The organism is Anaerolineae bacterium (genome assembly GCA_016931895.1).
Classification (GTDB): Bacteria; Chloroflexota; Anaerolineae; order 4572-78; family J111; genus JAFGNV01.
Map to the genome: position 1 here is coordinate 1 of JAFGDY010000034.1, position 3,060 is coordinate 3,060.

Below are 3,060 nucleotides of genomic sequence, written 5' to 3' on the forward strand. Positions count from 1 at the left end.
AACAACGCCCAACTGGCGGCGCCTTGCAGCATGTGTTACCTGAACCTGAAAAAAACAGACCATTACATGGCCAGCTCCCCGGAACTGGCCCATAAAATCAACACCGCGTTAAACGCAGGCGGCCTGCACTACCGGCCGGGCAGTGTGAAAGTGCGCCATTTGCTGGACATCATTGTGCAAGATGTGGGGTACGAGGCCGTGGCTCAAAAAGTCACCAGACCCCTGTACAACTTGCGCGTGGCCGCCTACTATGGCTGCCTGATTGTGCGGCCCGGGTTTGAAGATGCTTTTGATAACCCCGAATATCCCACCACCCTGGACAACCTGATGCGGACGCTGGGCGCGGAAGTGGTTGACTTTCCCATGAAGGCCCACTGCTGCGGCGGCCACATGACCCAAATCAGCGAGCCGGTGGCCTTGGAAATGATCCGCCGTTTGCTCAAAAACGCCGCCGATTACGAGGCCGACGTGATTGTGACTCTCTGCCCCATGTGCCAACTCAATCTGGACGCCTACCAGGACAACGTGAATAAACATTTTGGCACCAATTACAAAATACCCATCCTCTATTTTACCCAACTGATCGGCCTGGCTTTTGGCCTTCCCCCCAAACAATTGGGCTTTGGCAAAGAATTTGTGGGCGCCGGCCCGGCCCTGGCCAAAATTGGCGCCGAAGCGCCCCCCCCGGCCAAACTCGAACGCCCGTCTAAAGAGGCGCTCCCCATGCCGGGCCGGAAGGAGGAAACAAAATAATGAGCCAAGAACGTGTAGGCGTTTATGTCTGTCATTGCGGCACCAATATTGCCGGAACAGTGGATGTTGAAGATGTGGCCAGGTGGGCGGGCGAGCAAACAAACGTGGTTATTGCCCGCGACTATAAATTTATGTGCTCCAGCCTGGGCCAGGATTTAATTGAAGAAGATATTAAAGAACACGGCCTGACCCGCGTGGTGGTGGCGGCCTGCTCGCCGCACATGCACGAAAAAACGTTCCGAGCCGCTTGCGAGCGGGGCGGGCTGAACCCTTTTCTGTTTGAAATGGCCAACATCCGCGAACACAACTCGTGGGCGACCACCGACAAACCCGCGGCCACGCAAAAGGCCAAAGCCCTGGTAAAAGGCGCGGTTGAGCGCGTGGCGCATCACCAACCGCTTCAACCTCTGCCTGTTGAAATCAATCCCAACACCCTCATTGTGGGCGGCGGCGTGGCCGGAATTACCGCCGCGCTGGAGCTGGCCGACGCCGGGCATCACGTTTACCTGGTCGAGCGCGAGCCGTCCATTGGCGGGCATATGGCCCAACTGGATAAAACTTTTCCCACCCTCGACTGCTCGGCCTGTATTTTAACGCCCAAAATGGTAGACGTAGGGCAGCACCCCAACATTACCCTGCTGAGCTACAGCGAAGTGGAAGAAGTGGACGGCTACCTGGGCAATTTCACCATTACCGTGCGTAAAAAGGCCCGCTACGTAAACGAAGAACTCTGCACCGGCTGCGGCATTTGCGAAGAAAAGTGCCCGCGCCGGGTAGTGGACGAGGTGTTTGAGGCCGGGTTGGGTTATCGTAAGGCGGTCTATCGCCCCTTTCCCCAGGCCGTGCCCAAGTATCCGGTGATTGATAAAGAGAACTGCACCTTTTTTGAACGCGGCAAATGTAAAGCCTGCCAAATTTTCTGCCCAACCAACGCCATTGACTTTGAACAAGAAGACCAGATGATCCAATTTCAGGTTGGCAATGTCATTCTGGCCACCGGCTACCAGTTGTTCGACGCCCGCCGCATCCCCCAATACGGTTACGGCCGGCTGGCAAACGTTTTTTCGGCGCTGGAATTTGAGCGGCTGGTCAACGCGGCTGGCCCAACCGGCGGCAAGGTGGTGCTGCGCGACGGCGTGACCGAACCCCAAAGCGTAGCCATTGTGCACTGCGTTGGCTCACGCGACCGGAATTACAACGAGTACTGCTCCAAAGTCTGCTGCATGTACTCGCTCAAATTTGCCCACCTGGTGCACGAGCGTTTGCCCGGCGCCGAAGTTTATAATTTTTACATTGACATGCGCACGCCGGGCAAAGGCTACGAAGAGTTTTACCACCGGCTGTTAGATGAAGGCGCGCACTTTATCCGCGGCCGGGTGGCCGAAGTAACCGACGCCGCTCGACTGCCGGGCGAAGAAGGCAAACTCATTGTGCAGGCCGAGGATACGCTCATTGGCAAACAGCGCCGCGTTCCGGTGGACATGGTCATTTTGAGCGCGGGCCTGGAAGCCCAACACGACTCCAAGGAAATTACCAAACTGTTTGGGATGGGCTGCGATTTTGATGGCTTCTTCATTGAGCGCCATCCCAAACTTGACCCCGTAGCCACGATGACCGAGGGTATTTTTATTGCAGGCGCGTGTCAAGGCCCCAAGGATATTCCCGACTCGGTGGTTCAGGGCGCGGCCGCGGCGGCGCGAGTGGCCAGCCTGATCAACCGGGGCACGGTGATGATGGAGCCGGTCCGGGCCAGAATCACGGCCGAACTCTGCTCAGGCTGCCGTATCTGTAATAATATGTGTCCTTACAATGCCATTGTTTTCCACGAGGATACCAAAGTTTCCGAGGTTATCACGGCTCTGTGCCAGGGCTGCGGCACCTGTGTGGCGGCCTGTCCCAGCGCGGCCATTACCGGCGCGCACTTCACCAACAATCAGGTGATGTCGGAAATCAAGGGCCTGTTGTGGGATGCCGTTGAGGCGGCATCTGGCGCGGAAAAAGTAGAAGAGCTGGAACCGGCGTAAGCCGCTAACGCTTCCAAGGAAGGGAAAAAATGAGCGACACTTATGAACCGATCATTGTTGGATTTTTGTGTAACTGGTGCTCTTACCGCGCCGCCGACCTGGCCGGCACCGCCCGGATGCATTACGCGCCCAATATGCGGCCGCTTCGGGTGATGTGCAGCGGCCGGGTAGACCCCCAGTTTGTGCTAAAGGCGCTGCGCGAGGGGGCCGACGGGGTGCTGATTGCCGGGTGCCACCCGGGCGAGTGCCACTATGTAGAAGGAAATATCAAAGCCCTGCGGCG

Annotated in this window: 3 protein-coding genes; all 3 read left to right on the top strand. The window is 57.4% G+C overall.

Annotated elements, in window-relative coordinates; all coding sequences use genetic code 11:
- Window positions 1-753 (top strand): CoB--CoM heterodisulfide reductase iron-sulfur subunit B family protein (locus tag JW953_02800; GenBank protein MBN1991605.1); only part of this gene is annotated, 753 nt, incomplete at its 5' end.
- Window positions 753-2,777, top strand: coding sequence for a CoB--CoM heterodisulfide reductase iron-sulfur subunit A family protein (locus JW953_02805; GenBank protein MBN1991606.1), 2,025 nt, complete (start codon window positions 753-755; stop codon window positions 2,775-2,777). The genes JW953_02800 and JW953_02805, both read left to right, overlap by 1 nt.
- A gap of 29 nt (window positions 2,778-2,806) precedes the next feature.
- Window positions 2,807-3,060, top strand: a 254-nt coding sequence (locus JW953_02810) for a hydrogenase iron-sulfur subunit (GenBank protein MBN1991607.1), incomplete at its 3' end; no start/stop codon positions are given.